Source organism: Clostridium sp. CF012, assembly GCF_018861755.1.
Taxonomy (GTDB): domain Bacteria; phylum Bacillota; class Clostridia; order Clostridiales; family Clostridiaceae; genus Clostridium_AD.
On record NZ_JAHLEF010000031.1, the window covers coordinates 25,904 to 49,358 of the forward strand.

17 protein-coding genes are annotated in these 23,455 nt (G+C 32.2%); 4 read left to right on the forward strand and 13 right to left on the reverse strand.

What is annotated here, in order from left to right:
- Nucleotides 1–47: 47 nt before the first annotated feature.
- The 13 genes from mazG to purR form a co-directional block, all read right to left on the reverse strand.
- Complete coding sequence (gene mazG / locus KPL50_RS20465) at nucleotides 48–1,493, reverse strand: nucleoside triphosphate pyrophosphohydrolase (protein WP_216300392.1); 1,446 nt, start codon at nucleotides 1,491–1,493, stop codon at nucleotides 48–50.
- Nucleotides 1,494–1,540: 47 nt separating this feature from the next.
- On the reverse strand, nucleotides 1,541–3,076 hold the full coding sequence (locus KPL50_RS20470; RefSeq protein ID WP_216300393.1) for a polysaccharide biosynthesis protein: 1,536 nt from the start codon (nucleotides 3,074–3,076) through the stop codon (nucleotides 1,541–1,543).
- 167 nt (nucleotides 3,077–3,243) lie between these two features.
- Nucleotides 3,244–3,795: a stage V sporulation protein T gene (gene spoVT, locus KPL50_RS20475; RefSeq protein WP_216300394.1), complete on the reverse strand. Its 552-nt coding sequence runs from the start codon at nucleotides 3,793–3,795 to the stop codon at nucleotides 3,244–3,246.
- Between the two features lie 177 nt (nucleotides 3,796–3,972).
- Complete coding sequence (locus KPL50_RS20480; RefSeq protein WP_216300395.1) at nucleotides 3,973–4,971, reverse strand: peptidylprolyl isomerase; 999 nt, start codon at nucleotides 4,969–4,971, stop codon at nucleotides 3,973–3,975.
- A gap of 127 nt (nucleotides 4,972–5,098) precedes the next feature.
- A complete protein-coding gene (mfd, locus tag KPL50_RS20485) occupies nucleotides 5,099–8,611 on the reverse strand; it encodes a transcription-repair coupling factor (RefSeq protein WP_216300396.1) in 3,513 nt (1,170 codons plus the stop codon).
- Between the two features lie 47 nt (nucleotides 8,612–8,658).
- Nucleotides 8,659–9,222, reverse strand: coding sequence for an aminoacyl-tRNA hydrolase (gene pth, locus KPL50_RS20490; protein WP_216300397.1), 564 nt, complete (start codon nucleotides 9,220–9,222; stop codon nucleotides 8,659–8,661).
- 106 nt (nucleotides 9,223–9,328) lie between these two features.
- Nucleotides 9,329–10,525, reverse strand: a complete 1,197-nt coding sequence (locus KPL50_RS20495; protein WP_216300398.1) for a trypsin-like peptidase domain-containing protein — start codon at nucleotides 10,523–10,525, stop codon at nucleotides 9,329–9,331.
- A 61-nt stretch (nucleotides 10,526–10,586) separates the two neighbouring features.
- Nucleotides 10,587–11,999, reverse strand: coding sequence for a HAMP domain-containing sensor histidine kinase (locus KPL50_RS20500; RefSeq protein WP_216300399.1), 1,413 nt, complete (start codon nucleotides 11,997–11,999; stop codon nucleotides 10,587–10,589).
- Nucleotides 12,000–12,686: a response regulator transcription factor gene (locus KPL50_RS20505; protein ID WP_124998419.1), complete on the reverse strand. Its 687-nt coding sequence runs from the start codon at nucleotides 12,684–12,686 to the stop codon at nucleotides 12,000–12,002.
- A 409-nt stretch (nucleotides 12,687–13,095) separates the two neighbouring features.
- Nucleotides 13,096–14,064, reverse strand: a complete 969-nt coding sequence (locus tag KPL50_RS20510; protein ID WP_216300400.1) for a ribose-phosphate diphosphokinase — start codon at nucleotides 14,062–14,064, stop codon at nucleotides 13,096–13,098.
- 247 nt (nucleotides 14,065–14,311) lie between these two features.
- Nucleotides 14,312–15,682, reverse strand: a complete 1,371-nt coding sequence (gene glmU / locus KPL50_RS20515) for a bifunctional UDP-N-acetylglucosamine diphosphorylase/glucosamine-1-phosphate N-acetyltransferase GlmU (protein WP_216300401.1) — start codon at nucleotides 15,680–15,682, stop codon at nucleotides 14,312–14,314.
- 167 nt (nucleotides 15,683–15,849) lie between these two features.
- Complete coding sequence (spoVG, locus tag KPL50_RS20520; protein WP_216300402.1) at nucleotides 15,850–16,188, reverse strand: septation regulator SpoVG; 339 nt, start codon at nucleotides 16,186–16,188, stop codon at nucleotides 15,850–15,852.
- Between the two features lie 106 nt (nucleotides 16,189–16,294).
- A complete protein-coding gene (gene purR, locus KPL50_RS20525; protein ID WP_216300403.1) occupies nucleotides 16,295–17,116 on the reverse strand; it encodes a pur operon repressor in 822 nt (273 codons plus the stop codon).
- Nucleotides 17,117–17,522: 406 nt separating this feature from the next.
- Between purR and murC the strand changes: the two genes are divergently transcribed.
- The 4 genes from murC to KPL50_RS20540 all read left to right on the forward strand — a co-directional run bounded on the left by murC (nucleotide 17,523) and on the right by KPL50_RS20540 (nucleotide 23,427).
- On the forward strand, nucleotides 17,523–18,902 hold the full coding sequence (murC, locus tag KPL50_RS20530; RefSeq protein WP_216300404.1) for a UDP-N-acetylmuramate--L-alanine ligase: 1,380 nt from the start codon (nucleotides 17,523–17,525) through the stop codon (nucleotides 18,900–18,902).
- Nucleotides 18,903–19,020: 118 nt separating this feature from the next.
- The gene (locus KPL50_RS27580) at nucleotides 19,021–19,143 is read left to right on the forward strand and encodes a hypothetical protein (RefSeq protein WP_290443266.1); all 123 of its coding nucleotides are present in this window, start codon (nucleotides 19,021–19,023) and stop codon (nucleotides 19,141–19,143) included.
- Nucleotides 19,144–19,903: 760 nt separating this feature from the next.
- Nucleotides 19,904–21,640 (forward strand): ABC transporter ATP-binding protein, encoded by a 1,737-nt coding sequence (locus KPL50_RS20535; RefSeq protein ID WP_216300405.1) that lies wholly within the window; start codon nucleotides 19,904–19,906, stop codon nucleotides 21,638–21,640.
- Nucleotides 21,640–23,427 carry an ABC transporter ATP-binding protein gene (locus tag KPL50_RS20540; RefSeq protein WP_216300406.1) on the forward strand — a complete coding sequence of 596 codons (1,788 nt, stop codon included), beginning with the start codon at nucleotides 21,640–21,642 and terminating at the stop codon, nucleotides 23,425–23,427. Before KPL50_RS20535 ends, KPL50_RS20540 begins: the two co-directional genes overlap by 1 nt.
- Nucleotides 23,428–23,455: the final 28 nt, after the last annotated feature.

A 23,455-nucleotide genomic window follows, 5' to 3' on the forward strand; every position in this document is an offset into this window, starting at 1 on the left:
TTTAGAAAATCCTTCTTTTTGTTCTATATTTTATTTTTCAGATAAATTTATTGGGTTTTAGATTCGTTCCATAAAGCGTCCATTTCTGCAAGCGACATATCCTTTAAATCTAAGTTTCTATTACTTGCATTTTCTTCTATGTACTGAAAGCGATTAATAAATTTATCTATAGTATAATTTACTGCAAATTCAGGGTCTATGTCAAGCATTCTAGCAACATTCACAGTACTAAATACCAAATCTCCCACTTCTTCTAGTATTTTTGCCCTATTTTTGCCTTTATATACATCTTTTACTTCCTTTAGCTCTTCTAATACTTTTTCCATAGCAGGTTCAACTGAGTCAAAGTCAAAACCTAATTTTGATGCTTTTTCTTGAACCTTACACGCTCTCATCAAACCTGGTAAATTTTTCGGAACATGCTTTAACGTATCAGTATAATTATTAAAGCCTTTTTCGTAAGTTTTAATCTTTTCCCAACTTTCTAAAACTTGCTGAGGATTTTTACTTTCGATATTTTTAAAAATATGCGGATGCCTATTTATCATTTTTCTGGTAACACCTTTAATAACATCATTTATATTAAAATATCCCTCTTCTTTTCCTATTTGAGCATGAAAAATCACCTGTAGTAGTACATCCCCTAGTTCCTCAATAATCTTATCTTCGTCCTTCTCGTCGATGGCTTCCAAAACTTCATAACATTCTTCAATAAGAAATTTTTTCATAGATTCATGAGTTTGCTGCCTATCCCATGCACATCCATTTTCATCTCTTAAGGTATTCATAATTTCGATTAAATCTTGAAAATCCAATGTAGCTTCTAATTCTTTCGGGATATATATAGACGTTAAGTAGTCAATGTCTTCTTGCCTATCTAGTTCATATAATTTAATTTTTCTGGTACACTCTAGCCCCTTTATACCTGCGGCCCTAACAAAATAAATTTCCATTTCATCTTTGTAATACTCGAGTAAGGCAAGTTTAGTGTCCGTTGCTATAGCTTTATTATAAACTTGTGTTAATAAAAGTCCTACCCTTTTGTCTAACACTTGGTTTTTTATGTCAAAGGCATCTATAATTTTTAGTCCCTCAATAGGATCTAATTTTAAGCTTCCAATAACTGCATCTATAAAACTAACTGCGGGAAGAATTTCTATATCTATTTTATTTATTTCGCATTTTTCTATTAAAAGTTTAACAGTAGTTTCTGCCACTAGAGGGTGCCCTGGAACCCCGTAAATAATATCTTCATATATTTCATGTTTTCGGATTAGGTCCTCTGCAATAGACCTATATACATCATCAAAATTATTATATTCTTCGTATCTATCATCATAAGTTTCAAATTGAATTGATAGGGATTTTAGGTAGTCCACCGTAGGGTGTTTTTCTGTTCTCAAATATATTTTTTTACCATTTTTAAGTATTTCCAATGTTTCTATAGTTAGTGATCCTATAGCACCAGGTCCGAGTCCCACTACTCTAATCATTAGTTTTCACTCCTTTTATTTTTTTATTTTCGTCTTGGATGTTCACTTTAATTTCTTTTTAATTTATTTTTAATTTCATCATATTCAAATACTCTAAGGATAAAAATGAATAACAAATAAACAATAATTCCAATTAATATGGACATCACACAAGATAATTCTGCGCTCATTGTATAATTATAGACACTAGCGTTGCTAAATACAACTGCGATTATCATTATACCGGCAGCAATAGCTGGTTTTATAAAAGCATCTGTCCAGTTTATTTTTATATTTAAGGCTTTCTTTAAATCCTTCATATTTAATAAGCAACTTACGGCATATCCCAAAACAGTTCCTATAACTGCACCATAGATATTCACAACTGAAAATGATACCAATACATAAGTTATAATAACCTTTACTATGCACCCTAGTGCTAAATTGTATACGGGTTTCATGTAATTGCCTATACCTTGGAGTATTGCAGTACTGGTTTGTGTTAGGATTAAAAAAGGTATAGATATAGATATATATTTCAAAATTTCATATCCCGCTGCGTCTTTCATAAAGATTAAATGCATTATAGGATAAGCCATAAAAAACATACCTAGAGATGATGGTAATGAAATAACATTCGACAATTTCACAGCCATATCTACCCTTTTAACCAGTTCGCGTCGTTTGCCTAAATAAAAGGCTTCCGCGATTATCGGCATCAGAGACGCGCATAGCGCCACAGAAAGAGCTAAAGGTACATTCATCAGGGTAAACACCTTTCCAGTCAGCTGACCATACATTACGGCTGATTGTAACTGCGAGAATCCCGCTTTTAGAAGCTGCTGCGGTACTAAAACAGAATCTATTAATGACATAACAGTCCCTACTGCAGCCCCTAAAGATATTGGAAAGGCTGCCTTACCTAAATCCGCTAAAATGTGCTTATGCTTTGATACTTTTCTTACTGGTAGCTCTTTTTTCACCTTAAGATAAGTTAAAATTAAATATATACTTCCCATAATTGCGCCAACTAGGGTTCCAAGAGCTGCTCCTCCAGCAGCATATTCAATTCCCTTTGGAAACAATAAATATGCAAATAAAACTCCCGCCACAACTCTTCCAACCTGTTCTACTATTTGAGAAATTGCAGTGGGTCTAACGTTCTGTAGCCCTTGGAAAAAGCCTCTAAAGGTACACATAACAGAAACAAAAATTGGTGCTATAGCAATTACCGAAAAAGAGTAATATGATTTAGGGTCCCATTTTAATATAGAAATAATAGGCCTTGCAAAGGCTAACATTAGTATTGTAACTACTGAGCCTAATGTAATCATAAAAAAAAGTGTTTGTCTTAATACTTGCACTACTCCCTCTCTATCATTTTTAGCATTCATCTCCGCAATAAGTTTAGACATAGCTAGTGGTACACCTGAAGCTAATGCTACAAAAGTCAGAAAAAGTGGATAGGACATCTGGTAGTATCCCATGCCCTCATCTTTTATTAGTGCTTGTATTGGAATTCTAAAAAATAAACCTAAAAACCTCGCAAATATTCCTGCAAGTCCAAGTATAATCGTCCCTTTTATCAATGAATGTTTCTTCATAACAGCCTCCTTGTATTCCTGTGATGTAGCTAGCAATTACATTCTATGATTATAATTATTTAATTTAAGGACTTATTATTACTAATACTCCAAAAAAAATAAAAGTATATATTACTGCAAATATGTTTCACTTCGCTGAGTAATATATACTTTTTAGGTTTTTCTCTTTATTGTTCCATTTGTTTTCCTAAAAAAGATGCTGCTGTTTCTGCTAGTTTTAATTCTAAATTCCCAAATTTAATCCCTGGCTCTGTAGAAATTATTAGTACTGCTCCAATTGCATCGCCTTCTGTTATTATAGGAGCAATTACTTGAGCATTATATTTGTTTTCCATTTCATCATCATACAATGCAATAACATTTTCTGAACCTTCGCCAAGCACTATAGCTTTTCTTTCTTCCATTGCTTTTTCTAATTCATTACTGACCTTTTTATCAACATACTCTTTTTTAGGGCCCCCGCTTACAGATATTATATTATCTTTATCGCAAATAACTATTATATTACCTATAGTTTGTTGTAATGATTCAGCATATTCTCTAGAAAATTCACTTAATTCACCTATGGGTGAGTATTTCTTTAAAATAACTCCACCCTCTCTATCAGTAAATATTTCTAGTGGGTCTCCTTCTCGTATTCTTAGTGTTCTTCTTATTTCTTTTGGAATAACAACTCTTCCTAAATCATCTATACGTCTTACTATGCCCGTTGCTTTCATTTAAATAATTCCTCCTCATATAAAATCTCATATAAAATACTTGCACTATTATTATCTTTCTAAACTTGAAATTTTATGCACATTTGTATATGTTTAATTTTAATATAAGAAATAAAAATTGAAAAAATAAAGAATACCCCCTATTAGAGGTATTCTTTATAATAAAAATATAAAATCTTAAAGATTTTTTTCATTTTTAGTTATTTTAGCTTCTGTAGTCCATTTTTTCATGGCTGCAGTCCATACTGTTTCTTTTTCCTTTGCTATAAGCGTTTTTTCTACTTCTGCCTTAACAGCTTCAAATTTCTTTACAGGAAATTCTTCTTTTGCAATGGTTTTTATTATATGCCATCCAAATTGAGTGTTTACTGGTGCCGAAATCTTACCTACGCCTAAAGTAGAGGCCGCTGTCATAAAGGTTTTATCCATTTGTGGATCATTATATTCTACAAATCCTAAATCTCCACCATTCTCTGCAGCAGTTTGGTCTGTACTTTTTTCTTTTGCTACCTTTGCAAAATCTTCTCCAGCATCTAATCGTTTTTTAACAGCTACTGCATCAGCTTCTGTTTTAAGTAAAATATGAGCTGCGTGAACTCTGTTTGGTTTTTCTGTATATAGTGTTAAATTACTATTGTAATATGCTTTTTCTTTTGCATCATCAGTTTTAACGTTTTTTGTAATTTCAGTGTATAATGCATCTTGAATAATACTTGGTTTTATTCTTGCTTTTAGTTGATCTTCTGTAAGACTCGCTTGAGCTAGTGCTTCTTTATACTTAGCATCCGTTTCTAAACTTTTCTTGATTTCAGCTAATTGTTTGTTAACTTCTTCAGTTAATTTAGCTTCCGTAGGCATTACTTTTAACTCTTTAGCTTTATAACTTACTATTTTTTCATTAATAAGGCCTTCTAACACCTGCTGTTTTTGAGTTGTTATTTCAGTCATAGCTTCAGCATTGCCTTTATAATTTGCTCCATACTTTGTTTCAATTTGTTTAATAACTGCGGATAGTTGTGCGTCCACCTCGCCTCTAGTTACTTTAACATTAAAAACCTTCGCTACAGTACCTTTAGCAATACCTGCTGGTGTTTTTTCAATCATATTACAACCAACTAATGATGTAGCAAGTATAGTTATCAAAGCAGCACTAATTAATTTTTTTACGTTTTTCATTTTATTTCCCCGCTTTCGTATGTAATATTGCCATTTAAAGTTTTGTTACATTACATATCAATTTTAATACATAGAAATTTTAACACATACTAATCTTATCACAAATTCACTTTATTTCAACTTTAATTTATAGGATGCTTTTTATATACTTCAGAATTTCTATGAGATTTGCAAGCATTTCTTCTTTATTTAAATTTTTGAATTTATATGCAAAGGCTGGTTTAGTACCTAATTTAAACACAATACTTCTATTATATTTACTAACCAATGCTTTCACTAATGCTCCATTTATTCTTTCGCTACTATCAAATTGTAGCACTATCTCCTCCTTTTCCTCTTTAATTTCTATTATTCCCACCTGTTTAGATATAGATCTGAGATAGGCAATATCCATAAGACTTGCAACTGACGATGGTATATCTGAGAACCTATCCTCTATTTCCTCTTGTATATCCATCATATCCTCATGGCTATCAATGGCAGCGATTTTTTTATAAATTTCAATTTTTTGCGTCTCATCCTCAATGTAGGTACTAGGAATATATGCATCTATTTTGATTTCAACGGAAGTTTCAATAGGTTCCACTTCCACATCACCTCTTATTTTTTTAACTGTATCTTCTAGCATCCTACAATACAAATCATACCCTACCGCAGCCATATGACCATGTTGAGCCGCCCCCATCATATTTCCAGCGCCCCGAATTTCAAGATCTCTCATTGCAATTTTAAAACCTGACCCTAGTTCTGTAAAATCCTTAATTGCTTTAAGTCTTTTTTCAGCCACCTCTGTTAATACCTTGTCTTTTCTATAAGTAAAATATGCGTAGGCTATTCTATTTGAACGCCCAACTCTACCCCTTAATTGATAAAGCTGAGAAAGCCCCATCTTATCTGCTTCGTATATTATTATGGTATTTGTGTTTTGGATATCTATCCCAGTCTCGATAATGGTAGTACACATTAATATATCATACTTATTCTCCATAAAATCAACCATGACAGACTCTAATTCTCTTTCTGTCATTTGTCCATGACCAATGCATATCCTCGCCTCTGGAACTAATTTCCCTATATAGGCTGCCATGTCCTTGATTGTTTCTACTCTATTGTACACAAAGAAAACTTGACCATTTCTATTTATTTCTCTGAGTATTGCATCCCTTATTAGTTGGTCATTAAACTCCACTACATAGGTTTGTATTGGATACCTTTCCTCTGGCGGGGTTTCAATTACACTTATATCGCGAACTCCAGTAAGAGACATATGTAGCGTTCTTGGAATTGGAGTGGCAGTTAGAGTAATTACATCTATATTCTTTCTTATACTCTTTATTTTTTCCTTGTGCGTAACTCCAAATCGTTGCTCTTCGTCTATAATTAATACCCCTAAATCTTTAAATTTTACATCTTGTTGAATTATTCTGTGGGTTCCTATTAATATATCTACATTTCCTTCTTTTGTAGCCTTAAGCACAACCTTCTGCTGGGCTGGTGTTCTAAATCTACTTACCATTTCAACCTTTACTGGAAAATCGGAAAATCTTTTGGTGAGATTTTTATAATGTTGCTCAGCTAGTATAGTAGTTGGCACTAAGAATGCTACTTGTTTTCCATCCATAACGGCTTTAAACGCAGCCCTAACAGCAACTTCTGTTTTACCATATCCAACGTCACCACATATCAATCTATCCATAGGTTTATCGGATTCCATATCTTTCTTTATCTCTTCAATTGCAATTAATTGGTCTGGTGTTTCTTCAAATGGGAATTCTTCTTCAAATTGTTTTTGCCATACAGTATCTTTACTATATATATAGCCCTTAAGTGTAGCCCTTGATGCATAGAGCTTTACTAAATCCTCAGCAATTTCAGCTATTGAGTTTTTAACCTTATTTTTAGCCTTACTCCATTCAACCCCACCGAGTTTCGTAACCTTTGGTGCTTTGCCTTCACTTCCAATATATTTTTGAACTAAATCTAATTGCTCTACTGGAACATAAAGGGTATCTCCAGAGTTATATCCAAGTTCTAAATAGTCTCTTTTATGACCATGAACTTCTAATTGCTTTATTCCTTTATATACACCTATACCATGGTTTACATGAACAACATAATCTCCCAATTTAAGTTCTGTAAAACTTTTAATCTTACTTACTCCCTTTTTACTGGAACGACTAGTAGTTTTTCTTTTTGATTGTCCAAAAACCTCTTTATCTGATATAACACATAATCTTAATTCCGGGTAATCAAAGCCTTTTAGTTGGTTACCAAAGGTTACAACCACCTGCCCAAACTGGATTTCAGAAATACTGTCTTTATAGACACTTTCAATTCCTCTATCCCTGAGGATATCTATTAGCCTTTCCCCTCTAGTTCTTGTACCAGAAAGAATTACAGTCTTGTATCCCTTTAACTTTTTATCCTTTATATCTTCAATAAGTATATCTAATTGGCCATGATAATCATTAATCGTAATTTGAGAAAAAGATATTATAGACCTAGGCTTCAGAACTTTTGTGCTTTTAGCAATAGCATTTATTGTTATAACTTCTCTAGTATCTAAATCTTCATATATACTTTCCTTACTAATTAAAAGCCCTGCTTGCCTGGGCAGTATACTTCCTCTTTTCAGGAAATTTTCATAATTTTCCTGAAACTCAAAATATACGCTATCTAGTTTACCAAAGCACCTTTGTGCATCATCAACTATTATAAATGAATCCTTCATATAATCTAAAAAAGTAGAAGTAGCATCATAAAAATAAGGCATATAGCTATCAATGGCTTCGAATCTCCAAGTTTCTTTAAGTGATTCTAAGTTAGCATTAACTAGTGAAGTTATTCTTTCTATGGCTTCCTTGTCTTTTTTTCTATTAAAACTACCAAGCACATCTCCCAAGTCTTCCTTTATTTTGTTGTACCCAACATTCATACTTTCCTGAGTTAGTATTATTTCCTTTGCTGGAAATATATCTATTTCATTAACCTTATCAATACTTCTTTGAGTTTCGCTATTAAATGTTCTTATAGAATCTATCTCATCATCAAAGAGCTCTATTCTAAAAGGCAACGCCGATATAGGCGGATATAAATCTATTATCCCCCCTCTTATAGAAAATTGGCCTTTAGTATCAACTCTATCTACTCTCTCGTATCCACACTGAATTAATTTCTCTGTGAACTCCTTTAAATCCAATATACTTCCTACAGATAATTCAAAAATATATTTTTGCAATAGATCTATAGGAATATAAGTAGCTGCCAAAGCTTCAACGCAAGTAATTATAATTTTTTTCCCCTTTTGCGTAATCTTTTTCATTACTTTAAGTCTTTCCCATCGAAGATCCCCAGATATAGCATCCGCATTATAAAAGCCCACTTCTCTAGTTGGGAAATAATACACATCATTTACATAAAAAGATAAGTCATCGTAAATATTTTTAGCCTCTACGTCACTATGTGTCAAAATTAATAGGGACTTATCTAATTGCTCGTACACACCATTCACTAAATAGTTCTTAGCTGATTCCGAAAGCCCATATAGTCCAATTGGGTAATTTTCATCTTCTATATTCTTTAGTATATTTTTAAATTGAACACTATCTTTTAAAGGCTTCATAAGCCCATTCAGTCTCATCTTAACACCTCTCACTCACTACATAAATATAAAAATAATAATTTCATTTAAGCATTAAACCCATTAAATTCATTCATAGCATCAGTGATTCCTTTTACTATTATAGTTTCAACCGCTTTTATACTAGCCTCAAAGGTCTTTTCTACAAGTATTCGGTCTCCACTATCGAATCTCCCTAAAACATAAGGTATTAGTGCCCTTTCAGGTTGTCCTACACCTATTTTTATTCTTGGAAATATATCTGACGCCATATTCGCAATAACGCTTTTTATCCCATTATGGCCTCCCGCACTACCTTTGCTTCTTATCCTTAATTTACCCACATCCAAACTAATATCATCATATATTATGATGATATTTTCGCTCGGAATCTTATAAAAAGAAGCTGCTTGCTGCACACTCTCTCCACTTAAATTCATATACGTATTCGGTTTCAAAAGGATAACCTTTTGGGATGATATATTAATCTCTCCATATACACCTTTAAATTTTACCCTATTAGCTGAAACATTATACTTACTTGCCATTAAATCAATTACATCAAAGCCTACATTATGTCTTGTATGTTTATATTCGTCTCCTGGATTACCCAGTCCAATTACCAAGTACATTATTGCCTCCAAATATTATTATGTTTAAGCCAAATATCTACCACATAATTATTTTTTTATTTTAATTATATTATACTAAAAAAATGTTTGATCCACAAAGAAAATTTTATTGTGTTTTTAATTCAGAGAGAATTATACTAATCTCTTTAACTTTCCCGCCTCTCCAAATCTTACAGGATAATTTCCCTCCAACTTTGTATTTCCCCAAAACATTACTTAATTCCTCCATGTTTTTAACATTCTTCCCGCCTACCTCCGTTATAATATCAGTAGGAAGAATCCCAGCTGCAGCCGCACCGCTTCCCCTAATGACGTCTTGTACATACACTCCCTCTACGCCATCATTACCCACTGAAATTGCAGTTCCTCCATAAATACCTATCGCAGGTCTAATAACTTTACCATAAGTCATCAAATCATTAATAATATCTTTAGCTTCATTTGTACTAATAGCAAAACCCGTTCCTTCACTTCCAACTACCGAATTAATATTAAAACTATTTATACCAATAACTTCTCCATAGATGTTGCATAATGCTCCACCACTATGCCCTGGATTTATAGCAGCATCAGTTTGTATTACTTTATATATAGTTTGCTCTCCTGTTGTTTTATTAACTATATTAATTCTTCTATTTAGTGCGCTTATAATACCTGCAGTAACGATTCCTGAAAACTGCTCGCCAATTGGATTACCAATGGCAATAGCCAAATCTCCCACCCGAAGCTTTGAGGAATCACCAAATTTTGCGATAGGTAGGTTGCTCGCTTGAACTTTTATAACTGCTAAACCTGATATCGCATCACTACCTACAACTGTAGCTTTCAAAACGTTATCATTACTCAGTTTTACTTTTATTTCTGCTAACCCTTCAATTACATGATAATTAGTAATAATAAATCCATCGCTTTTATATATAATTCCTGACCCACTTCCTTCAGGGGTATTCCACAATTCTTCTTCTTTACTACTTATTCCAACTACTGCCGGCGATACCTTTTGTGCAACCTCCGAAATGGAATTTTCAAATGTCCCCTGGATGTTGCCTCCTAAAATACTTGGGTTTAAATCACCACTAACATCTCTCGGCGCTTTATCTTTATTAATTGAGTACTGAGCTGTAATTCCCCCAGCCAGGGATGCTATTAGTATAAAACTAAATACTTTTAAAAATGATTTAAAATAATTTTTCTTATTATTTTTTCTAAATTTAATTTCTCCAAACATATTTCCAGACTCTGCATTCTTCCATATAGCATCTTTTATTTCTTCTCGAGTTTCATAGTTATTTTTTTTACGCATAGCATCACCTCCCTAATGGTTATAACTAGATTATAGAAAAATATTTTAGGTTTCTCATAATTTATTTTACTTTCATTAAGGTAAAAGTAAAATAAACACCATTTTCCTTATTTTCAACCCATATATCTTCCTGTAATTGAGTTATTATATTTCTCACTATTGACAATCCAAGCCCAGTACTCTCTTTCGCCGTTCTTGCTTTATCTGCTTTATAAAATCTATCCCAAATATGCAATAAATCTTCTTCTGCTATTTTGGGACCATCATTGAACACCGATATGAAGACCTTTTTACCTTTAACCTTTGAACTAATCTTTATTTTGCCGCCGGGGTTTACATATTTTATTGAATTGTCCAATAAATTTGTAATCACTTGAACTAACCTATCCTTGTCTCCCGCAACAAATAAATTATCCTCATCAAAGCATACATCTACAGATGCCCTTTTTTCTTTAATTTTTGTTTCATAATTTATAACTGTAAGTCTAATTATTTCGTTGATGTCCACTTCCATAATTCTTAAGCTAAACTCCCCTGCTTCAATTGCAGACATATCTAGTAAGTCATTCACAAGTCTAGTTAGTCTTTGAATTTCTTCATAGGCAATAGACAAGTAGTATTTTTCCTTTTCTTGTGGAATTACACCATCTAGTATTCCACTAATAAACCCTTTAATTGAGGTTATAGGAGATCTAATCTCATGGGATACATTTGATATAAATTCACGTCTATTTTTCTCATTTTTTTCTATAGAATCAGCCATAAAATTAAAAGATTGAGCGAGTTCCCCTATTTCATCATCAGATTTCAAATATACTCTCTTGTCTACATCCCCATTAGATATTTTTCTAGCTACAGAATTAATCTCCGCTAAGGGCTTTATGATTATCTTTTGTGAAAAATAATATATAACTATACATGAGAATATTATTGCAAAAATTGAGGATATCCAAATTATTTCATAAACTCGTTTTAAGGATTGACTTAATTCTTCAATGGAATTGTACAATATTATAGTGCCCTTAAATGTACCTGACTCCATTATAGGTGTACCGTAAACTCTAACAGCTTTATCAAATATTCCAGCATAGGGCCCTGTAACCTCAAAAGTGTTACCAAGTCTAAGCTGCTCTAGTTCCTTGACGAAGACCTGTTTATTCATGAATTCTTTATGGTCTTTATTAGATACAGCATAAACAAATCCAGAGCTATCTGCAAGCCAGATATCCGACTTTATATAATCACCAATTATTGTAATTATGTCATTCACTTGCTCCGAAGTAACATCCCCCGCCATATATTTCTTAGCATATCCTTGTATCATATTTGATTTATCGAGAAATTGTTCTTTCCGCTCATCAAAAAAATAATTTTGAAACCAATAAGACAGAAAAGAAGCAATAATTATAAGGCTCATAGATATTATAATAGTATAGGTGGCCAGCATCTTAGAAAACAGCCCTTTTTTAACCATTTATTTCACCTCGAATTTATATCCTACTCCCCAAACAGTCTCAATTTGCCAATTCGGGCCTCCTTGAAGCTTTTCTCTTACCCTTTTAACATGCACATCCACGGTTCTAGAGTCTCCTGGATAATCATATCCCCAAACCTCGCATAGTAGTTGTTGCCTTGTAAAAACCCTATTTTTATTAAGCGCTAAATAATGTACTAATTCAAATTCTTTAGGCGGCATCTTTACCTCTTCACCCTTATAAGTAACATTATAGGAATTAATATCAATTTCTAAATCCTCAAAATTTAAAACTTCTTTACCACCATTATCTAAGTTGTAACGTCTAAGCACAGCTTTTACTCTTGCAATTATTTCTTTTGGCTCAAAAGGCTTTACTACATAGTCATCCGCTCCTAGTTCTAACCCTAGCACCTTATCAAAGGTTTCTCCCTTGGCAGTAAGCATAATAACCGGCGTTTCGTGTTCTTTTCTTATCCATTTTAAAACATCTATGCCATCAATATAAGGTAACATTATATCCAGTAGCACCAAATCTGGTTTATAGCTTAAAAAAGCTTCCTGTGCAGCCCTGCCATCATGTACTACTTTTGTAGCATAGCCTGAACTTTCAAGATACATTTTGATTACCTCAGCAATATTTTTATCATCATCAACTACTAGTATTTTCCCTATAGTTCCTTCCATATCTATACCTCCAAATTATTTTTTCTATATTATTTTCTCTGTTATTTTTCTATTATCATTTTGTAATAACATCTAGCAAATTAATCTTGTTTTTTTGAAAATTGTAATAACTAATTTATCTTATCACTAATTTATCATACTTTAATGTCAACTGATTAGTTTTTTTGAAAATGTTACAAATTATTCACTGTTGTTCTTATCTAATTACAGGTTTTACATGTTTTCTGCTTATATATAGTATAATCATTGTCTAGCTAGTATATAAATAGTATCAAAAAATTTATTTCATAAAAATATTAATTGGCATCAAGGCCATCCATAAAAATATATGGATATTATAGATTATAAAAAAATAGTGATGCTCAATTATAAAAATAATTCAGCATCACTATTTTAAAATATGTATTTATTAATTAGAGTCATCCTCGAATAGTTTGCTTACAGAAACATCCTCGTATATTCTCTTTATAGCCTCAGCCAAAATCGGTGCTACGGATAATGTAATTAATTTATCACAATGTTTATCCTCTGGCAAGTCAATGGTATTTAGTATTATTAATTGTTTTATTACTGAATCATTTATTCTTTGAATCGCAGGTCCAGATAAAACCCCATGACTGCAACAAGCGTAAACATCTTTTGCTCCCAGTTTAACTAGTGCATTAGCTCCGTTAGTTATAGTTCCAGCAGTATCTATCATGTCATCCATCATAATGCATGTTTTCCCTTTAATATCACCTATAACATTCATAATCTCTGAAACATTTGCCTTTGGTCTTCTCTTATCAATTATAGCTATTGATGCATGCAATTTGTCTGCAAATTTTCTTGATCTAGCAACACTTCCAAGATCTGGTGCAACTACAACTACATCATCTCTATCCTTAAATCCATTTTGGATATAATACTTTGCAAGTATTGGTGTTCCCATTAAGTTATCAACAGGAATATTAAAATATCCTTGTATTTGAGCTGCATGTAAGTCCATAGTAAGTACTCTATCAGCTCCTGCAGTTGTTATAATATCTGCCACAAGTTTCGCTGTGATTGGATCTCTAGCTTTTGCTTTTCTATCCTGCCTTGCATATCCATAATATGGTATAACTGCAGTTATCCTTCCTGCTGAAGCCCTCTTAAAGGCATCGATCATAATAAGTAATTCCATTAAGTTGTCATTTACTGGTTCATTGGTTGATTGAACAACAAATACATCTGCACCCCTAACAGTTTCGTGAATATTAACAGATATTTCACCATCACTAAAAGTTCCTACTTCTGAATCTCCAACTTTTAGTCCTAGTATTTCAGCTATATCTGCAGCTAATTTAGGATTTGAATTACCTGTAAAAATCTTAATGTTTTTGCCATGGTTTATCATATGTAATCCTGATTTCCAAAATTTTATAAATTATATTTGAATGTAATTTATATAAACTTTCATTCCATCCACTAAATAGAAAGGTAGTATCATAAAATTTAACTACTAAATTTAACTTTTTGCATACTCAGTAGCCTTTATAAATCCATTTTACTACAAAAATCAGTTTAGCACCTCCCTTTATTATTTACTTATTAAATCATCACCTGCGGTGTTGAAATATCGTTAGCTATTATGCCTTGTTACCTTATTTGATATGTCCTTTTCTCACTACCCAATTTTCAATATTCACCTGTCTTGCTCTAGCTATGGCTAGTGCATTTTTAGGCACCTCACTTGTAATTGTAGAACCAGCAGCGATGTATGCATTATCATTAACTTTTACAGGTGATACAAGGTTAGTATTACATCCTATAAAAGTATTATTGCCTATTATTGTCTTGAATTTTGACTTACCATCATAATTTACAACCACGGTTCCACAGCCAAAATTACAGCCAGTTCCAACCTCAGCGTCACCTATATAAGTAAGATGCGATACCTTTGTATTATCTCCAATAGTTGATTTTTTAATTTCAACAAAATCTCCTATTTTTGCATGTTTACCTATATTACTTCCTGGTCTAATGTACGCATACGGCCCCACACTTGTTCCTTCTCCTACTTGGCTTTCAATTATTACAGAACTTTGAACTGAAACTCCATTTTGAATAATGCTATCAGCAATTCTATTGTTCTGATAAAGAATACAGTTTTCTTTAATAATTGTGGTGCCTTGTAGTATATTGCCTGGATATATAATAGTATCTTTCCCTATTATAACTTCTGAATCAATATAAGCGCTACTTGGATCCATTATTGTAACTCCATTTTCCATATGCATTCTATTTATTCTTGTTCTCATAATTAATTCTGCATCTGCAAGCTCCACTTTAGAGTTAACAGCAGTAATTTCCTCAATTGGTACATCAAAAGCTCCAATTTTAAACCCTTGACTTTTTAATATACCAATAACATCTGTTAAATAGTATTCTCTTTGAGCGTTATTATTATTTAATTTATCTAAACTATTAAGTAATTCTTCTATATTAAAGCAATACATTCCTGAATTTATTTCTTGAACTGATAATTCGCCCTGAGTACAGTCTTTAAATTCAACAATTTTTTCAACATCACCAAATTCGTTCCTAATTATTCTACCATACTTTCCTGGATCCTTCATACTTGAAGTTAATATAGTAGCTTTAAAATCTCCCTTTTCATGATAATTCAAGAGTTCTCTTACGGTTTTTTCAGTAATTAGTGGACCATCTCCAACAAATATCGCCACTGTTCCTTCATGCCCAATTAGAAATTCTTTAGCACACATTACTGCGTGTCCTGTTCCTAACTGTTCTTCTTGAAGGGAGTAATTAATTTTTCTGTTTTCTGTTGCTTTTTCAACTTTCTCTGCTCTGCTTCCAATTACCACATCAACCATTTCAATATCTGCACTTCTAATAGTGTCAATAACATGATTTATCATTTCTTTACCACAAACCTTATGCAGTACCTTAGGAGTATTAGAGTTCATTCTTTTTCCTTCACCTGCAGCTAATATTATAGCGCATTTATACAAATTAAACACCTCTTTATACAATAATTCGACACATTAAACCATTTTAATTGCATTATGTTCAATTAAAATACTCTTATATTATATTTTATATTATATTATATTGCAACCGACCTTATGGCTTTTTAAATATTTTCTTTCAAAAAAATAAAAAGGGGTTTTCACCCTTTTTATACTTCTGTAATTTCTTCTACTTTTTCTTCTAAGTTTTCCTCTAAATTTTCTACTTCTTTTACTACTTTTACAGGCTCTTCACTCTTCACTTTTTCATACTCTTCCAAAATAGCCGTTTGAATCTTTTCCCTTGTTTGAGTATTTATTGGGTGAGCTATATCCTTGAATTCTCCATCTGGAGTTTTCCTACTTGGCATAGCAATAAAAAGTCCACTTTGTCCTTCTATAACTTTAATATCATGAACAACAAATTCATTATCAAAAGTTATTGATACAATGGCTTTCATTTTCCCCTCTGTAGCTATTTTTCTAATTCTAACGTCTGTAATTTCCATATACTCCACCTCCAAGTTGCATTATATTGCGATATATTTATACTATTTCTCTATAACTTGGTTTATTCCTTCTTAAATTGTAAAAAAATATTAAATCTTTTGAATATTATGCTTTTTTAGAGGTTTTTGATGGAATTAGTTGTGATTCGCCTTGTGGGCTTATTCCTTTGAACTGAATAATAGATATATACTCTTCTATTAATTTATGCCCACTTTCAATATTCTCAATGAAAACTCCAATACCTAAAAGTTCACTTTCAAACTCTTTTAGCAAATTAATTATGCCTCTTGCAGTGCCTCCAGCCTTCATAAAGTCATCTATAAAAATACATTTGCTCCCCTTTTTTATAGAGTTTCTTGTAAGAGACATAGTTTGAATTCTATTAGTAGAACCTGATGCATAATTGATACTAACGGTACTTCCTTCAGTAACCTTAGGGTCCCGTCTAACTATAACTAATTGAACCCCTAGCATTTTTGCCACCTCAAAAGCCAGTGGTATCCCTTTAGTCTCTACAGTTACTACATAGTCTATATGTAGCTCATTAAAAGCAGATGCAAGAATCACTCCTGCTTTATGTACTATTTCTGGATTATACATAATATCAGTCATATATATAAAGTTTCCTGGTATTACTCTATCCGTATGACTTAAAACCTCACATAACTCCTCTGCAAAGATTCTACTTTCCTCCTGAGATACTCCACAGATATATTTTACTCCGCCAGCTGCACCTGCAACTGTTTCTACTCTTCCCATGGATAGCGCGCTTAACGTTTCGCGAACAATAACAAGGTCTTCGCTAATTGTGGATTTAGCTGCATTAAATAACTCTGTAAACTTTTTTAAATTAATTGTCTTATTAGGATTTTCTGTTAATATTTTAGTTATTCCTGTAACTCTTTGATTTCTACTATATTTATTCATTAATTATCACCTATATCTTTATTTTACGAATTTTATCTAGTAAAATTTTAACTATCATTCGTAATTTTATTGTAAATCTTTTTAATCATTATTACAATGCTTATCTAACTAATTTCAAAAGATTGTGTTTATTGTTTGCTGCTCATCACCTACGGCTCTGCAATATTAATGACTTCAGGCTTCATATTTTCCTATAAGCCTCCTAAAAAAAAATTGTTCTATACCTGTGTTGTTTTCGCGTGATCTTGTATATAATTAAGAAGAAGCCTTAAGCACATGAAAATACACTAGCGCTATGATTTGTTATTTATTTAAATGTGCCTTATGTTTATTAATTTGTTATAATCAATATTAATGTGACTTACATATACTAAATAAGTGTAATAATTTTTAAGGAGTTGATATAATGTCTTTTGATTTTATAAGAGATAAAAACAAGAAAGTTCATTTTATAGGAATTGGCGGTATAAGCATGAGTGGCCTTGCTGAAATACTTATAAAAAACGACTATAAGGTTTCTGGTTCTGACATGCAGTCATCACATATAACAAATAAACTTATTGATAATGGTGCTGAAATTTCTATAGGTCACAATGGCGATAACATAAAGGATGCAGATTTAGTTGTTTTCACTGCTGCTATTTCCCCTGAAAATCCCGAATACCTTAAAGCTGTGGAGTTAAATCTGCCTTTAATGGATAGGGCTGAATTTTTAGGTCACATTATGAAGGGTCATAAATATAATGTAGCTGTATCAGGCACACATGGTAAAACTACTACCACATCTATGATAGCCCACATTATTTTGAAAGAAAATGTGGACCCTACTATCCTTGTGGGTGGAGAACTGGATGTTATTTCTGGTAATGTTTTAGCTGGAAATGGTGACTATTTTATTACGGAAGCTTGTGAATATAAAGCATCATTTTTAAAGTTCTTTCCCTATATAGGAGCAATAACAAATATAGATGCGGATCACCTAGATTACTATAGAGATATAAATCACATTAAAGAGACTTTTGTAAAATTTATTAATCTTATACCTAAGGAAGGTTATTTAATTGCAAATATAGATGATGATAATGTTAAAGAAATTCTCAATAATAATTCTTATAACTGTAATGTACTTACTTATGGGATAAATGAAGGAATGCTTAAGGCCAAAAATATTAGCTATAATAATCTCGGCTGTGCAACTTTTGACGTGTATAAAAATGATCATTTACTATTTAAAATAGATCTTAATGTACCAGGACAGCATAATGTTCTAAATGCGCTTGCAAGTATAGGAACTGCCCTATGCCTTGATTTTACTGAGGACTCAATTACTTCCGGTCTTTCTAATTTTAGGGGTACTCATAGAAGATTTGAGCTAAAGGGAACAAAAGATGGCGTAACTGTTATTGACGATTATGCTCATCATCCCACAGAAATTAAAGCATTTTTAAGTGCAGTAAAAAATTATCCTCACAATAAAATTTATTGTGTATTTCAACCTCATACTTATTCAAGAACTATAAGCTTATTTGAAGATTTTTCAAATTCTTTTTATGATATGGATAACTTAATACTAGCAGATATTTATCCTGCCAGAGAAAAAGATACAGGTGCAATTAGCTCAAACATGCTTGGTGATAGAATAAGAGAAAAAAACATAAATTGCATAAATTTTCATAGTTTTGATGAAATTTTCAATTATCTTAAAGATAATTTAAAAGATGGTGATGTGCTTCTTACAATGGGTGCAGGAGATGTAGTTAAAATAGGGGAAATGTATTTAAAGTAATTAATTTAATATTTTCCAAATTAAGTATTGACATTCATTAACAAATGAAGTATTCTTAAAAAGGAATCATTTGAAAAAACTGTTAATAATTTTAAAATATGAAAAGGAGGTAGTCATCATGATTAATAAAGAAATATATGCTAATGCTAAGGTTTCATTTAGTTTAGTTATAGTCAACAGTATTTTTATGCCTAAAACTTTATATGGTAGTCCTACCTTAATGGAAATAATCTTTTCATAATGTTTATCTTTTATTGAAGCATTTTTGTGAAATTATAAACATTGGTCATGGGCTACTAGCCCATGACCTTTTTATATGAGTTAATTTATTATGCGCGCATATTGATGTAGCATAAGATTAATAAATTTTTAAGCCATGGATATTTCCATGGCTTTTTTCTGTTAACTAATCACATAAGTGATTAATTATAGATTCAAAATAAATTCTAGGAGGAATCATAATGTATAGTTCTACACGTTTAACAAAGCCAAAATCTAGTTTAGGAGGGATATTTATGAAATACAGTTTTTTTAAAAAGAGAAAAACTCAATATACTTATTGGGCAAAACCTTTATTCTCAAATACATTTAAATGTATTAGCGACCTTGATTATTTTATTATTACAAGCAAACACATATAAGCCATCCATTAATACCTAATAAAAATATGAAAGCGAGGCAATTAAAATGTACAACGCGAAAGATTTAACAAAATCAAAATTTAGTTTAGGAGGAATCACTATGGGGTATGCTTACTTTAAAAACAGAGATCTACTCAGTCGTTATCGGCGAAAGCCATTATATTTGTGTAATACCTGTATTAGCAATGACTTGTATTATTTTGTAATACTAAGTAAACACCTCTAATCGTATCCTTGCGATACTGCTAATTATGATTTAATATTATATAAACACTTTAAATATCTTAAGAAATAGATTAATTTCTATTTCTTAAGATATACTAACAAAACTACATGGACCCTGAAGGAGGCGACATTTTAATGAAACGAATCTTAAAATATGTTACAAAATACAAACTCTTTATTATTATAGCTACTATTGCAATGTTAATTAGCATCGCACTAGACATGTTTAATCCCTATTTAGTAAAAATTATGATTGATAAAGTACTAAGAAATAGTGAATATAATCTTCTAACTTTTGTGTTAATGTCTCTTGCTGGCATTACTCTTATAAGGTCAATACTTGGCTATATTAGAGAATATAGCTTGGACTATTTATCTTCCAGAGTAAGCATAGATTTAAAAACAGATCTATTTGATCATATTCAAAGTTTACCTTTTAAATATTTTGATAGTATGAACACTGGTGAACTTATGTCCAGGATGGGTTCTGACGTTGATAATGTATGGAGGTCCATCGCTTTTGGTATAGGCCTTGCTATTGAACAATTAATTTATTTCCTAGTTGCCTCTACTCTTATATTCCGCATGAATTGGCGACTTGCACTAGTAACTCTTATAACTATGCCGCTTATTGGCTATATAGCATTGAAGCTTGAAAGCGAAGTCGGAGAGGCATATGGTGCCATAAGTGATCATAATGCAGTTTTAAACACTACAGCTCAAGAAAATATTGCTGGTGTAAGGCTTGTAAAAGCTTTTGCTAGAGAACGACATGAAACCTTAAAGTTTTTAAACCATAACAGAACAAATTATGATCTTAATATGAGACAAACTAAGATATGGAGTAAGCATTTCCCTATGATAGAATTTTTATGTAATATTTCTGTCCTAGCCGTAGTTTGTGTTGGAGGAATGCTGGTAATTGGGAATAGCCTATCTATTGGTGAATTGGTAGCCTTTAGCCAATATGTTTGGATGTTAATTTGGCCAATGAGAATGATAGGTTGGCTTACAAATATCATAACTCAAGCGAATACTTCTGCTAAAAAAATCTTTGATATAATGGACGTAGAACCTGAAATTAAAGATAAAGATGACGCCATCGCTATGCCTGTAATTAAAGGTGCAATAAAATTCGAAAATGTGTCGTTTAAATATAATGAAAATTATATTTTGGAAAATATAAATTTAGATATAGCTGCTGGAAGCACTGTTGCAATAATGGGCACAACAGGATCTGGTAAAAGCTCTCTTGTAAATCTTATTGGCAGATATTATGATATCTCCAAAGGCTGCATTACTGTAGATGGTAATGATGTACGTGATATATGTATCCATGATTTGAGAAGTAAGATGGCTGTAGTTGCACAAGATACTTTCTTATTTTCAGAGAGCATTTATGAAAATATCCGTTTTGGAAAACTTGAGGCCTCTCTTGCGGAAATAAAAAAAGCTTGCAGCGACGCCTGCGTAGATGAATTTCTTGAAACTCTTCCCGACGGCTATGACACAATTATAGGAGAGCGAGGACTAGGTCTTTCCGGTGGTCAAAAGCAAAGACTCTCTATTGCAAGGGCACTAGTTAAGGATTCTAGTATTTTAATACTAGATGATGCCACTTCAGCTCTAGATATGGATACTGAATATAATCTTTTAAAAAATCTTCACCATAGAAATAACAAACAAACTACCTTTATAATTGCACATAGAATTTCAGCAGTTAAAAATGCTGATATGATACTATTCCTTGAGAATGGTCATGTGGTGGAAATGGGTAATCACCAAACTCTCCTTGAAAAGAGAGGACAATATTATGATGTGTACACTCAACAATTTACAGACTTTATGGATCTCGAAGGGGTGGTAGTATAATGGCTAGAAATTCAACAAGGCAAGATGAACAATTTGAATCAACTTCCAAGGGAAAACTAATAATACGGATATTTAGTTATTTAAAACCTTTTAAACTCAAAGTGGTTTTAGTTATACTCCTTATGATAATAGTAATGGTATGTTCTCTACTAAACCCATATATTTTAAAGCTGGCAATAGACAAATATATAGGAACCTCTAATATACGGGGCCTTGCACAAATTGCTGGTTTTATGTTAGTTTTCAATGTGATATCCCTCATTGCCTCTAGAATAAGAATTAATATTATGGCCTCAGTTACTAACTCTGCGCTACTCAATATAAGGCAAGAATTGTATAATCACATTCAAAAACTATCCTTTACCTTTTTCGATAATAGACCCGTTGGCAAAATACTTGCAAGAGTAATAGGAGACGTAAGTTCTCTGCAAGACCTCTTTGATAATAGCGTAACTAGCTTTATACCTGAAATCTTAACTCTTGTGTTTGTAACAATTATTATGTTTTCTATGAATATTAAATTAGCTCTAATTTCGATTTCCTTCTTACCAGTGCTAGTTATCTGCCTTTTTTCTATAGAAATATTTTCTAGAAAACGCTGGCAAATATATAGAGCTAAACGTTCTAATCTTAATGCCTTTACCCATGAAGATTTTTCTGGCATAAGAATAGTTCAATCTTTTGCCACTGAAGACAAAACCTCAAAAACCTTTGTAACCTATGTTAGTGATATGATGAGTTCCTTTCTAAAGGCTGTTAGATTAAATGATTTGTTTTGGCCCATGGTGGAGTTATCTTGGGGGCTTGGAAGCCTTCTCGTATACTGGTATAGTGTTCCTCTTATAAAGGCAAAAACCTTAACTATTGGAGAACTCGTTGCCTTTACAGCTTATATTTCAATGTTCTGGAGACCTATTATGAACATCAGTAATTTTTACAATACATTAATAACAAATTTCTCTTCTGCTGAAAGAATATTTGAGATACTAGATATAAAACCTGATATTATAACTATTGATAAGGCTATAAAAATGCCTAAAATAAAGGGCGATGTAGAATTCAAAAATGTAGTTTTTAGCTATGATAGTGATGTTCCTGTATTGAATAATGTGAGCTTTAAAATAAAATCAGGTGAAACTGTTGCTTTAGTAGGTCCTACGGGGGCTGGTAAAACTACAATTATCAACTTAATTAGTAGATTTTACGATGCTGATAGCGGAGAGGTTTTAGTAGACGGCAAAAATGTATCTCATGTCGATATTGAGTCCCTTCGAAGTCAAATGGGCATAATGCTACAAGATACCTTTCTCTTTTCTACTACCATTATGGAAAATATTCGTTATGGAAAATTAGATGCCACTGATGATGAAGTAATAGCTTCCGCTATTGCAGTTAACGCGGATTCTTTTATCATGAAGCTAGATAATGGTTATGCCACAGAGGTAAATGAAAGAGGCTCTAGACTTTCTGTTGGTCAAAGGCAGCTTATATCCTTTGCCCGTGCACTGCTTGCTAATCCAAGAATATTAATATTAGATGAAGCTACTTCTAATATTGACACTACTACAGAAAAGCTTGTACAAAAGGGAATTAAAAAGCTCCTATTTAATAGAACCTCCTTTGTCATAGCACACAGGCTATCAACTATAAGAGATTGCGATAAAATAATGGTTATAGATGATGGAAGAATTGTAGAGGGTGGAACCCATGATGAGCTTATTGCTCTAAAGGGACTATATTTCGATCTTTATATGTCTCAGTATAAGTTCTTAAATGAAGGGGCTTAAGACACTTGAGAGTGGAGTGAGCAACTAT